The sequence below is a fragment of the Tissierella carlieri genome (assembly GCF_018917285.1).
Taxonomy (GTDB): Bacteria; Bacillota; Clostridia; order Tissierellales; family Tissierellaceae; genus Tissierella; species Tissierella carlieri.
Genome location: NZ_JAHLOH010000058.1, coordinates 30,400 through 43,016 on the forward strand (window position 1 = coordinate 30,400; position 12,617 = coordinate 43,016).

Genomic DNA, 12,617 nt, shown 5'->3' on the forward strand with positions numbered 1-12,617 from the left:
TGAGAGTTCTTAAATATAAGAATGTTGTGTACAGAATGACATTGTTTTATTGTGAAATTCTAGGGATTGATAAAAAAATAAAGATAAATCTAAAAAATGAATAATCAGCTAGGGAGGAAAAAGATGAACTATATAAAGGAGATGAGAGAACTTATTGGTAATAGGCCATTAATGTTAGTTGGGACAAGTATTATTGCTTGCATAGATGGAAAAGTATTATTACAGAAAAGAGCTGATAATGGATTGTGGGGGTATCCCGGCGGTTGTATGGAGATATTCGAGACACCAGAAGAGTCTGCAAAAAGGGAATTTACTGAAGAGACAGGATATATTGCAAAAAACATTAAGTTGTTTGGTGTTTTTGCAGGTGAAAGACGACATTACACTTATCCTAATGGACATGAAGTATATATAACAGATATAGTCTATACTTGTAGTGAAGTTGAAAAGACAAACATATCATTTGATGAAGAAGTGCTGGAAATTGGCTGCTTTCCAATGGATAGGTTACCATTAGAATTAACAGTTACAACAGAAGATGTTCTTGAACGATTCAAAGAAAAATATTATGACAATACTTTATAGACTGGATGAAATGTAGTGTATTCCTTGTTAGAGCATGTCCTAGTTTCCAATGTCATTCCGTCACATAACACTTAGAACGTTAGGGAAAATCACTTAAAGATAATGTAAAAAGATAAGAAAAAGGAGGTTTCGGTGAAGTTGTACACAATTAGAATAATTACAGAGAAAGATGCACCCTTCTTATAGGAGATGCTATATGAATCATTATATGTTCCTGAAGGTCAAGAATCTTTTAGTAGAAGTGTAATTGAAGAGTCATTTTTATCTAAGTATGTGGAAAATTGGGGTAAAGAAGGAGATTTAGGTTACATAGCAGAAAATAGTAAAGGAAGGCAAGTAGGCTCAATTACCATGCGATATTTTAGTGAAGACAATAAAGGTTTTGGGTATGTTAGTAATGACATACCTGAATTGGGAATAGCATTAAGAGCAGAATATCGTGGTAAAGGGAGCGGTACAGCACTATTAAGAAAGCTATTCGATGAACTGAAAGAGAAGGGAATAAGACAAATATCATTAAGTGTAGATCCAGATAATTTGGCAGCAATGAAATTATATCAAAAAATTGGATTTAGAGAAGCTGATTTAGGGTGATAACCCTGTGAATCTAATCGTGCAGTGGCCGGCATTAGAGTGCTTAAGATGCTCGGGGGAGTGAATACAAGGGATATTATCTGCTATCCTTACAGACTATAAGAATACAATAAATAAAAATATTAATATGCAAAAGATGCATTATATAAAATAATTAATAGTTATATTTACTGAGGAGTGACTGGGATGAATAAACAAAAGTTTAATAATTATATAGCTATACCAATAATAATTTCATTACTTTATATAATTTATTTTTATGTAGCAATAAAGTTTATTATAGAATGCAATATGCTGATTAGTATTAACAATATTACGATTAATAATATAGGTACGAAGTTTATTGGTGATTTTTTTGTAATGTTATTAGTTCCACTTATTTTGGCAGTGATTTATAGAAAAAGATTAATAGAATTCAAACTTCATTTTGTACATACATATCTTCAATACGTTTTAATAGCAATTATGATGACACTTTTTCTTTTACACGGGGATTTTACAATAAGAGGGTATTATAAGCTTTTCTTTTATCTAGTTGTGGTTGGTTTTGGAGAAGAATTTATTTTTCGTGGATACGTTTATAATGAGTTGCTAAGACATAATAAGTTTTTGGCAGTTATTGTAAGTGGTTTCTTTTGGGGTATTTTACATGCAATATTGCCCGACTATTGGCTGGAGATGGTTTAAAACAAATAGGAATTAGAATGCTCAGTGAGATAGGTGGAAGAATTGTTGCAGGTTACTACTTTATATATCTTCTAGAGAAATCCAAATCATTATTTATACCTGTATTTGTTCATGCAATATTAGATTATACAGTAGGAGGAATAGGAGTTCTTACTGCTATAGGTACAGGAGTTTATTTTTTTATACTAGATAGAAAGAAATTACATAAGTCATTATAGATAAAGAAAACAATGCATTGATTATTGAGGTTTTGATATACAGGACAGCAGTTAGCAATGTATTTACGTAAAGATGCAAGGGGTGCAAGCCTAGAGCAATGTATACAATAATACTTCGTTGGGAGCGAAGCCTCGCCAAGAATTAAGGCTTTAGTGCCAGGTTCAGGGATAGGCTGTTAACCGAAATCCTATAGGACAATAGTAAAGATTTTAGAGTTTGGAAAAAGATTGAAGTCGCAATAGTAAATTTATGCGTACAAAATATAATTTTAGAATAGAAAATAGGTGAACCTTAATGAAAATAACGTTTTTAGGTACCTCAGCGGCAACATCATATCCCTTGATTTTTTGCAGATGTATGGTATGTAAAAGTGCTAGGATTAATAAAGGGAAAGATATTCGAAAAAGAGCATCCTTGTTAATAAATGATGATTTATTAATTGATTTAGACCCTGATATTACTACTTCAGCAGCTATGTATAACATTGATTTGACAAAGATAAAGTATATTTTACAAACACATGGACATTCTGACCATTTTGATGCGGGCCACTTAATAACACGACTTAAAGAATATGCAACGGAAAATGTAGGGCATATCAGTTTGTTTGCGTCTAAAGAAACTATTTGTACTCTAGATATGTGGCTTAAAACTGAGGAACCAACAGCTGATTTATTTGATTCAAATTGGTTGAGTAGGTTATGCATGGATATTAAATATCTAAGACACAGAGAGAATGTGAAGATAGAGAATTATTTAGTTACTCCTTTAGAATCTTTACATGATATAAGAGATAATTCTTTGATGTTTATTATTAATTATAATAATAGAAATATAATGTATGGAACTTATTGCTTGAAGATATCTGATAGAGTATGGAAGATTTTCAAATCATTTAGACTTGATTTGGGTATATTGGACCAGACATATGGAGAAGGTGAGAATGCAGGTGGACACCTGGATTCAGGACAAGTAACTGATATTATTTCGAAAATGAAGGTGGAAAAAATAATAGATGAAAGTAGCTTAGTTTATGCAACGCACATATTACATGAAAGGAATAGTATCCATGATGTCATGGAAAAAGTTGCAATAAATAATGGTTATCATATTGCATATGATGATTTAGAAATAAATATATAGATTTAGCTTTATACTGATTTTTATCATATTAAAAATTGAATTAATGAGGAGTATTTTTATTTTATGTAATAATAATCAGTTTACGTAGAATTGATTGTGAATTTAGTGGTGTGGTACTTTAATTAACATTGCATTCAAGTTTGTTGTAGTTATAATGAGACAAGATTTAGGAGAAGTTATAAAATATCACATCAACTAGTTAACCTAGTTATCGAGATATAATATAAGAGTTATGAAGCGAACTTCAGAATCCTTGTAGTTCTAGCTGATATTTTGGATACACCACGTTAGATAAAATGGCTAGCAACAGTTCTTATGTTTGTAAGGGGGAATAAAGGTGTGGAAAATAAGAGAGTCGGAACATTATATATTTAATTATCATGAAAATTCTTATGCTGAACAAGACATAGTCAAAATTATTGAGAGACAAGAAAATTGTTATGAATATATATGTGAAGTTTTAAATGTTAAATTAAATAAGAAACTAAATTATTTTCTTTGTAATTCACCAGTGGAGGTAGGTGAGCTGTATGGAGATAATGAACCATGTAATGGTTTCACAAGAATGCCTAATAAAATTTATGCGGTTTATAATAAAGACATTAAATGTATTGGATATCATGAAGATGCCCATATGATTTCATATAATACTTTATCAAGACCACCTCAAAATTTTATTCGAGAAGGTTTGGCAATGTTTTTTGATAAAAGCTGGTGGGGTATATCCAATTTTGCCTGGATAGCTTATTTCTTAAAAAAGAATAAGTTGCCTAGACTTTACGATTTAATAGAGAATTCAGATTTTTATAAACATAGTTATATTATTACATATCCTTTATCAGGGGTGTTTACTGATTATATTATATCTATTTTTGGGATCGAAACATACAAAGAGTTTTATAAAAATTTAAATGAAGACTTTAATTATTGTTTTAAAGAGTCGTTTGGAATGTCCTTGGATCAAGTAGAATTAAAGTTTATTAAGTATTTAAATAATATTAACACCAGTAGTGATATTTTGAAAATAATTGATATAGAACTAGAGAGGGAGGATTTTAAGTGAGATGTAGAAGTCATCTCATCTAACAGAGACTTAATGACATCGAAAAGAAATGATATAGGGAAAGCCCGACGTAAATAAACCTCATCAAATCCTTGCAATTTCAGAAAACATGATGGCAAGGTGTAGGAATTGGAACAATTACTGTAAATTGGCTTGTTGATTATATATTTAATAATTTCTCTGATAAAAAATCAAACTATCTGAGACGCTAAGCCAAGTTTGATTATGTGACTCGACGGCGGAAATTCAAAACGTGATAAGAAATTGAGATATGGGGCTGTTCGTTTGGATCTGCTTGATAAAAGCTGAGATGCCACACAATTGTAAAATTATGTGAAGTAAATAAAACTAATATAAAAGGGTAAGAAATCAATGATATTAAAAAAGATTTTCCTGTATTGGAGTTTGACCCTGTCCTAAGATCCAAAATTGAACCTTCTGATGTCAACGAAAAGTGAAATGTTCCAGAGTATTGCATAATTACATTCTTTGGTGATGTTATTAAGAGAATGCTAAATGAAGGAAGATTAAAGAAAATTGCAGAATTTTATACAACAACAGTCGTCTTGCCTATATATCAGATAGAGTTTAACGGAAAACTTATTGGAATAGTGCAAGGTTATTTAGGAGCAGCTGGTTCTGGTGGACAACTTGAGGAACTAATTGCCATGGGATTTAAGAAATTTATCGTATGTGGGGCTGCTGGTGTATTAAAGAAGGATATTCAAGTAGGGCATTTGATTGTTCCATATTCAGCGACAATTTGTTTAGAGTTATAGGTCTTTTAATAAATTTGACTAGAGATAAACTTAAATTAGAAAATGTAACTTTGTTGTAGCTACAAAGAATGAAAATATAAATCATATGATGATATGAAAAGATTGGATAGACAAAACTTATAATTATAATTAAGCATTATTCTTGATAAATTAATTATAAATTTAAGTCATATTCTTTATTTTATGAACAAGTATTATGGAGGAAAGGATTTCGCTACTTCTTATAACAGAGGCTTAGCAGATATCGGGGAGCTATCTAGGGATGAGTCCTATGTCACTAAATTGCATAACGTTAGCTAAAATCCAAAGGAAGCTAATTAAAATAATACAGATATTAGATTATAATTTTTTTATAGTATAAGAAAAACTAAGTAACTAATATAAGAGGTGTTGAAAATAGTTGAAAACAAACCAGTAAGATGGAGCGAGCATCTTATATTTGAGCTATGTGCATTAACAGGATTTGGCATGGAAAACCTAATTATTTTTATCGAAGGTGTTATATCTGGGAAGTCAATTAACCAATTTGAACATCTAGGTCATATGATCCATTGGACAATAACAAGTGTCTGGTGGGGTTTGGTTGCTTTGATACTTATTAAGTTCTCTATAAAGAAATATTCATTTGATGTATTTATGTATAAAAATAGACCTAACAAAAATCAACTTATTATCTCTGTAATTTTATTAATAATAATAACTACAGTAAGTATAGTTGATTGGAATGGTTTTAAACCATTTATCGAATTTAAACATCATGGAGCTGTTAAATTTACTTTTCAATATATTTATTATACATATCCGATAATACTATTAATGTTTGTATTATAAGTATATGTAAGATTTGTTCATATATTAAAAAATAGTTTAGTAATTATAATGAAATATAGAAAAGGACATCAGCTAACAGAGGCTTCTCGATTGCAGAGATTTTTTAAATTACTATCTATATTTAATATTATACTAGGAATATTAATGTTTATTTAGAGAGCTTACTGTTATTACTACGAACTTTGAAAGAAGTCATGTTAAGGGGTGGTGAAGTGATAGTAAGAATTAAACGAGACTCAGGATATGTAGATAAAATTCGTGAATATAAGATTGTCCTCGACGGTGATGTAGTAGACAAAATAAAGGATGGTCAAAAGATCCAATTAGATATAGTTCCAGGCAATCATCAGCTGTATTTTAAAATTGATTGGTGTCGAAGTAATATTGTTGAATTCGAAATGAATGAGGAGATTATAGAGTTTGAATGCGGTAGTAACTTACGGGATTTAAAGTTTTGGATGCCATTTATTAAGTTAATATACATTACATTCAAGCGAAATCAGTATATTTGGCTTAGAATGAAAACTAAGCGATAGAATAAACCAATGTTTTTTATTTATCAACAAATAACTATAACAAGGAGAAGAGAAATGGATTGCCGTTGAAATTTTGATAAGTTTCTTTTTTGCAAAGAAGTTTTTTCTGATAGTCAAAAACGTCGTAAAAAAGTCAATCCATATGCTTGATATCTTGTAAAGTAACAGTGGCAAAGTAATATAGTCTATATCACAGCTATTCATAGCATCATTTAATTGCGGGACACTTGACATCAGTTAATAGGGTATTTCCAACACTTGAATCAGAGGCAAGAAGTGAATGTAGCAGTATCAGAAGTACTCACAATGTTCTACGAAATCATATGCAAAAGGCGGTCCATCGAGGGTGCAGATTAGAAAAAAATGTGTTTTAACGAAATACAAAATCGAAAATATTTTATTAGGAGGATACTAGAGTGTATAAAGATATTTTAGATTTATTCATTCGACGTAGAAGTATTCGTTCATATCTTGATAAACCTGTAGAAAAAGAAAAGATAGATACGATTTTAAAAGCTGCATTTGTTGCACCTTCGACATGTAATAATCAACCATGGGAAATGATAGTTGTAACTGAAAAGAGTATTATGGATGAAATAAGAGCAAAGTTTAGCTTTGCAAATTATAATGCTCCATGTGCTATTATTGTATGTGCAAATACTCATTTATGTAGAAATATAAAAGGTATGTATATTTTTGATTGTAGTGCAGCAATGCAAAATATATTGCTATGTGCAACGGCACTAGATTTGGGGTCATTATGGGTTGGGGTCTATGGAGAGCAATCTATAAAAAAGATATCTGATATTGTAGGGCTTCCTAAGCATGTTGTACCTTGTGGAATTGCATACATTGGATATGCTAATGAAGTAAAAGGACCTAGAGAACAGTTTAATGATAAAAGAGTATATGAACAAGTATATGATATAAATAGAAAGCATAGAGCTAGACCTAAAAACATGAAAAAGCTGACTTGATGTATGAAGGAAATATGTATAAGGAGCCACTGTCCTTGGCAGTTTCTGAGTCACGAGGACGTCATCTAACAGTGAGAGCGTTTGGGACGCGTAGGCAAGATGTTGTGCAATAGTTGACTAATGTAGGAATTCAAAATTTTTTTCAATCAAAAGGATTTTATGTGGGTTTAGTTGAAAATAAAGATTTAAATCTAATAATGATTTTTTGGTATGTCATAAGTGGTATTTACTTATGTTATAAATAGGGGGAAGTGAAGTGACTATAATTAATAAGTGGAAGGCATGGGTAGTGGTATTAATACCTATTAGTATTGTATCGCTTTTATTCGCTATTAGTGTTTATTCTAAGCAAAAAAGATATATAGATGAAGATAAGCAACAATTTATTTACGAGATAAATAATTCAATTACTAAGAGTAAAGTTGAGATAGACAATATCATTTTAAATAAGGAAGAAATATATATAGATTATAAAGACATAAAATGCCTTATAATATATCATCGTAACTTAGAAAGAAGCATATTTGGATTCAAGAAAAAATCTCGTTTTATAAATTCTGAATTAGATAATGGTTTTCAACAACTATGGGATAACTATAATTCTATTGAGCCGATAAACGAAGAAGATATAAGATTATATTATGAACAACTTTTCAAAAGAGCAGATAGTAAAGAACATATATTATTAAATGATGATGATGTTTATATGCTCCAAGAGATATTGAATTTTTATAATACAATGCGAAAAGAGATTAATAATTTAATATGAGAATGTCTTATAAATGAATCATCAAAATGAATAAAAGGGTTGAGGACAATTTCTCAAATCTTGGTTAATCATTGCACTTAACATGATTGTTTTTCTGTTTATAGAATATCTATATGTCACTTGTGGCTCATTCTTTTTATTATGTGAAGAATTACAGAAGAAAAGATGTCGCCACTTCTTGTAACAGAGGATTATGGATGTCGGGAAGAAATAATGTTGGGGAGTCTGACATCGATAAGCTTTAGAACGTTAACTGACATCGAATAAAAATATATGGATTAAAGAAAATTAATTAACCAAATGATTGTATAAAAAGGAGGACATGCTATGTTAAGGATAGATCATTTAGTGATAAATATTGATGAAAAATATCAAATAGATAACGATACAATTAACAGCATTAGAAATTCAGGATATCCTTATGAGCCTAAGTGGGGAAAAGGAACGAAAGGATTTAAAGCTTCAAACATTTGGATAGGACAAGAATATTTTGAAATGATAAGACTTTTAAAAAAAGATGGTGGTGGTTGGCGTAAGGAGTGGGTTGAAAAATATAACAAAGGCCATAGAGGTTTAATATGTATAATATTTGAAACAAATGATTTAGATAAAGATTATCATAGATTAAAACAAAAAAGGGTTGAAGTTACTGAACCAGAATTTTTAAAATTTAAATGGTTCTTTAATTTGTTCACTCGGACAATGCCCTGGAGAAATTCATATATATCATTTTTTGAAGGAATACCTTTACAAATTTCTTTTCAGCAAATGAAAGACGATAAATCTAGAGCTTTTATGGAACAGTATATGGTACCTAATAGTACTGATAACAAAATAAATGGTATTAAAACAATTATTATTAAAGGAAGATTAACAGCTAGTGATAAAAGAAAGATAAAAAATATATTTGAAGATATTTATGAAAAAGATAATGAAATTATAATCAAGCTTACAAAAGATCAAAAGATAATATTCAAAGATAGTAATGATTATAGAGCAGATGTTTTTACATATTGCGAAAGTGATGAATTGAAATTAAAAGAGATTATTATCGAAAATTTGACAATAAGTAATTTTATGGATAAGAGTGTTTAATGATTAAGTTTTAAAGGTATGGTCATGTGACGTCGAGTTAACACAGTATTCCTAATATTCCTCAATCTAAGATAAGAGCTATCTAATATTGAGAAACATCAGTAATATTCGGAACGTTATAGGATCGGAGCTATTCGTTGGGGGCTATTTGATAGAAAGCAAAATGTTACGGAATTGTAGAATATTATGGGTTGAAATGAGGGAGATAGTGTAATGAAAGATAAAGATGTAAAATATCAAATAAATGAATACCTAGAATTATATACAAAATTTTGGTCATTCAGTGGTTCTATTGCTGCTATAAAGGATGGGCGAATACTGTTTGAGAAAGCTTATGGATATGCCAACATTGAACACAAGGTTAGAAATACCATAGAGACTAAATATAGAGTATGGTCAATTACAAAACAGTTTACAGCTGCAGCTGTTCTAATTCTTGAGGAAAGAGGATTATTAAAAGTAGAAGACAGTTTGAAGAAATATTTTCCTGATTGGGTTAATCTAAACCCTGAAATTACTATTCATCACTTATTAACGCATACCTCTGGAATTTTTAACTATTCAAATTTGCCAAACTCACATAAAATTTTTCAAAAGATGTATCATCAAAAATCTGAACTAATTAGGATGTTTACAAGTAATCCATTGGATTTTGAACCTGGTACACAGTGGAATTATAGCAATACAGGATATTATCTTCTGGGAATGTTAATTGAAAAACTATCAGGAAAGACCTTTAGTCAATTTTTAACTGAAAATATTTTTCTGCCTTTAGGAATGCTTAATACAGGGATAGATGATGAGAAAAAGATTGTTGAAAATAAAGCATCGGGTTACTATTTAAATGGCAATGATTTGATACACTGCAATTATATTAATATGAATTTAATTCTTTCTTCTGGTGCTATGTATTCAACAGTTGGGGATCTATTGACATGGGATCAGGCTCTAAATAATAATAAACTGTTAAGCAGAAAGTCTATTGAGAAAATGAATACCCCATTTAAAAACAACTATGGTTATGGTGTTGCAATAAATATGAATGGCAATAGAAGAGTTGTTCATCATAATGGTGGTTGTGAGGGCTTTTTAGCTGAAATACATAGATATGTGGATGATGATTTTGCTGTTGTGGTCTTGAGTAATTATGGATTTACAGCTGTCAATAAATTATGTAAAGTCGTTACATCTATTGCCTTTGGGGAAAAATATGAGATTCCTGTAAAACCTGAAGCATTCCCTTTGAGTGTTAATGCACTGGAAAGTTACTTAGGCGTTTACAAAGAAGACGGGTTCAAACTAGAGCTTAAAAAAGAAAAGAAGGATATATTATTAATTATTGATGATGAATATACTTTACCTACCTACCCAATTAGCGAAAATGTTTTACACCATAGATGGATAGATGAAGAGTATACTTTCACAAAAGATGATGATGGGCAATTATATCTTTGGGGCATTAAGAAGAAATAGCTAGGGATGTAGATTATTCATTGCTGGTTAATTATAAAAAACATTAATATAATTTAATTAGGAGGAAATAACGTGTACAGCAGTAATAACTCTTGGAAAGAGCTACAGTCATTGCTACCAGATAAAAATCAAATTGATATTAATTCTACTCCATTTGAAAAGTATGTGAATATAGATAGTATGGAAATCCATATTGATGAATATGATAATAACTCACAAATTACAGTGATCATATTTCATGGTGTTGGAGGTAATGGGCGTCTGCTATCATTTTTTGCAATACCTTTAGTTAGAGCTGGATATAACGTAATATGTCCCGACCTACCAGGATATGGATTTAGCAAATATAGTAAGCAAGTAACTTATTCAGATTGGATTAATGTTGGAAGCAGAATAGTTGAAACTGAATTATCTAAATCAAAAAAAGTTTTTATAATTGGATTAAGTGCAGGTGGGATGTTAGCATACAATGTAGCATGTAGACATCAGAATATCTCAGGACTTATTGTTACTAATATACTTGATAATCGAGAAGAGAAAGTAAGAATATATTCGGCAAAAAATAAATTTCATGCTAAATATGGTATAAGATTCCTAAATTTACTTCCATCTTTTTTAAGAACTCTTAAAATTCCTATTAGAATGGTTACAAATATGAATGCACTTGTTAATGATAAAGAAATTTTGAATGTTTTACTGAAAGATAAGTATGGTGCAGGAAGTAGTATAAGTATTAATTTTCTACTATCTTTGATGAATAGTAAACCTTTAATTGAGCCAGACAACTTTAAAAATGTACCAGTACTTATGGTACATCCAGGAAATGATTTATGGACCCCTGTGGAAATAAGCGAAATGTTTTTTAATAAAATTACATCAAATAAACGCAAAGTAATTTTAGATAATGCAGGTCATTTCCCAATAGAGGAGCCAGGTCTAACTCAAATGGAAAATGCAATATATAACTTTATAAAGGAATTATCGTCAACACAAGATTAGGTATATATAATATGCTACACTCACCTCTTAGGGAAAGTCTATGGTGGACAGAGAGTGTTGGAAATGACAGGAATGTTATATATCATCTAAGTATATATTTGCTAGATAGAATACTTGATAAATGGGAGAAGAAAAAATGATTTTAAGGACAAAAAATTTGAGTATAAGAGAAATAACAGAAGAAGATATTAATGGAGTCATAGAAGTATATAATTCAAATCAGGATTTTCTCATGTTTCATATTGGAAGGCAAGAAGTAAATATCCAATGGTTAATTCAAGAACAAAAAGAAATGAAAGCGATAGACTTTAAGATATTAGTAGTTAAAGAAAATGAAAGTAATGCCATAATTGGATTTATAGATATTGGTTTTATGGAAGAATGTTATTTGTCTTTACTTATGGTGCATAATGAGTTTAGGTGTAAAGGATATGGAAAAGAAATATATGATGCATTAGAGGGCTATCTAAGAGAGAATAATCTTAGAAGGATTAGAATTGATGTTGCATATGGTTACAGTGAGGAAGTACTACAATTCTGGGAGAACAGGGGATTTGAAGGAATAAAGAAAATCAAATTACAATGGATGGATAGATTATTTGATGCTATAGTAATGGAGAAGGATTTGAATTAGAATTGATAAATTACTATTATTAATTTAAGTTGCATGTTATGGATATCGTATAGCAAAGTATTTACGTAAAGGGTACTAATTGTCAGAGGTGATAACAATATACCTCAGTAGGTTTGGGAATTGAAGCAAGATCTTTAAACACCTCTTCACTGAGGAACAAGCACCACTTGCAAAGAAGGTCTTGAGTGTCCACTAGGCTATTGCTTTTTATTTTGCTTAGTTAAATTATGTAA

Annotated in this window: 15 protein-coding genes; all 15 read left to right on the forward strand. The window is 30.1% G+C overall.

Annotated features, from left to right (window positions below; all coding sequences use genetic code 11):
• The first annotated feature begins 123 nt into the window (after nt 1-123).
• Nucleotides 124-585 carry an NUDIX hydrolase gene (locus KQI38_RS21630; RefSeq protein ID WP_216563137.1) on the forward strand — a complete coding sequence of 154 codons (462 nt, stop codon included), beginning with the start codon at nt 124-126 and terminating at the stop codon, nt 583-585.
• Between the two features lie 189 nt (nt 586-774).
• On the forward strand, nt 775-1,179 hold the full coding sequence (locus KQI38_RS21635) for a GNAT family N-acetyltransferase (RefSeq protein ID WP_216563138.1): 405 nt from the start codon (nt 775-777) through the stop codon (nt 1,177-1,179).
• Nucleotides 1,180-1,365: 186 nt separating this feature from the next.
• Nucleotides 1,366-1,866: a CPBP family intramembrane glutamic endopeptidase gene (locus tag KQI38_RS21640; protein WP_216563139.1), complete on the forward strand. Its 501-nt coding sequence runs from the start codon at nt 1,366-1,368 to the stop codon at nt 1,864-1,866.
• Nucleotides 1,848-2,084, forward strand: coding sequence for a hypothetical protein (locus tag KQI38_RS21645; protein WP_216563140.1), 237 nt, complete (start codon nt 1,848-1,850; stop codon nt 2,082-2,084). The genes KQI38_RS21640 and KQI38_RS21645 overlap by 19 nt, the downstream gene beginning before the upstream one ends.
• Before the next feature lie 295 nt (nt 2,085-2,379).
• Nucleotides 2,380-3,228, forward strand: a complete 849-nt coding sequence (locus tag KQI38_RS21650; RefSeq protein WP_216563141.1) for an MBL fold metallo-hydrolase — start codon at nt 2,380-2,382, stop codon at nt 3,226-3,228.
• 337 nt (nt 3,229-3,565) lie between these two features.
• Complete coding sequence (locus tag KQI38_RS21655) at nt 3,566-4,291, forward strand: hypothetical protein (RefSeq protein WP_216563142.1); 726 nt, start codon at nt 3,566-3,568, stop codon at nt 4,289-4,291.
• A gap of 479 nt (nt 4,292-4,770) precedes the next feature.
• Nucleotides 4,771-5,070: a phosphorylase family protein gene (locus KQI38_RS21660; RefSeq protein ID WP_338114501.1), complete on the forward strand. Its 300-nt coding sequence runs from the start codon at nt 4,771-4,773 to the stop codon at nt 5,068-5,070.
• A gap of 387 nt (nt 5,071-5,457) precedes the next feature.
• The gene (locus KQI38_RS21665) at nt 5,458-5,901 is read left to right on the forward strand and encodes a hypothetical protein (protein ID WP_216563144.1); all 444 of its coding nucleotides are present in this window, start codon (nt 5,458-5,460) and stop codon (nt 5,899-5,901) included.
• Nucleotides 5,902-6,113: 212 nt separating this feature from the next.
• A complete protein-coding gene (locus KQI38_RS21670) occupies nt 6,114-6,437 on the forward strand; it encodes a hypothetical protein (RefSeq protein ID WP_216563145.1) in 324 nt (107 codons plus the stop codon).
• A 416-nt stretch (nt 6,438-6,853) separates the two neighbouring features.
• Nucleotides 6,854-7,414 carry a nitroreductase family protein gene (locus KQI38_RS22710; protein WP_216563146.1) on the forward strand — a complete coding sequence of 187 codons (561 nt, stop codon included), beginning with the start codon at nt 6,854-6,856 and terminating at the stop codon, nt 7,412-7,414.
• 256 nt (nt 7,415-7,670) lie between these two features.
• Nucleotides 7,671-8,183 carry a hypothetical protein gene (locus tag KQI38_RS21680; protein ID WP_216563147.1) on the forward strand — a complete coding sequence of 171 codons (513 nt, stop codon included), beginning with the start codon at nt 7,671-7,673 and terminating at the stop codon, nt 8,181-8,183.
• A 327-nt stretch (nt 8,184-8,510) separates the two neighbouring features.
• Nucleotides 8,511-9,278: a hypothetical protein gene (locus tag KQI38_RS21685; RefSeq protein ID WP_216563148.1), complete on the forward strand. Its 768-nt coding sequence runs from the start codon at nt 8,511-8,513 to the stop codon at nt 9,276-9,278.
• A gap of 213 nt (nt 9,279-9,491) precedes the next feature.
• Entirely contained in the window at nt 9,492-10,751 is a 1,260-nt protein-coding gene (locus KQI38_RS21690) for a serine hydrolase domain-containing protein (RefSeq protein WP_216563149.1), read from the forward strand.
• Nucleotides 10,752-10,823: 72 nt separating this feature from the next.
• Nucleotides 10,824-11,750 (forward strand): alpha/beta hydrolase, encoded by a 927-nt coding sequence (locus KQI38_RS21695; RefSeq protein ID WP_216563150.1) that lies wholly within the window; start codon nt 10,824-10,826, stop codon nt 11,748-11,750.
• A gap of 136 nt (nt 11,751-11,886) precedes the next feature.
• Complete coding sequence (locus tag KQI38_RS21700; RefSeq protein WP_216563151.1) at nt 11,887-12,384, forward strand: GNAT family N-acetyltransferase; 498 nt, start codon at nt 11,887-11,889, stop codon at nt 12,382-12,384.
• Nucleotides 12,385-12,617 lie beyond the last annotated feature (233 nt).